Origin of the sequence: Bradyrhizobium sp. TM233, from assembly GCF_036247965.1 — a bacterium.
GTDB lineage: Bacteria > Pseudomonadota > Alphaproteobacteria > Rhizobiales > Xanthobacteraceae > Bradyrhizobium > Bradyrhizobium ottawaense.
Genome location: NZ_BTIG01000322.1, coordinates 1 through 302 on the forward strand (window position 1 = coordinate 1; position 302 = coordinate 302).

Sequence of the window (302 nt, forward strand, 5' to 3'; positions counted from 1 at the left end):
GCCATGCTTTCCCAACCTCAACAACAACCAGAATAAATGCCAATAGAAAGGACCAGCACTCAAATAGTCCCAGCAGCAACCCAAATTCATCCGAATATCAACATGAAACATGACAGTCACCCGCGCCAAGCAACCATAAGAACCAGCACCGAACAAAGCAGCGAGCCCAAATTCACCCGAGTGGATGTGGAAATCCCCAAACGAAGCACAAAAGAAGGGGAATATTGAAGAACTAGAGAAAAACCCATCAAACCCTTCTTTGGATCAAAAATCAATGAAAGTAAATCAATGGCATAAAATCC

At 43.4% G+C, this 302-nt stretch carries 1 protein-coding gene; it reads right to left on the minus strand.

The window, feature by feature from the left end; translation table 11 throughout:
• Positions 1-116 precede the first annotated feature (116 nt).
• Positions 117-302: hypothetical protein (locus AABA86_RS34395; protein WP_338309913.1), on the minus strand; the 186-nt coding region annotated here is incomplete at its 5' end.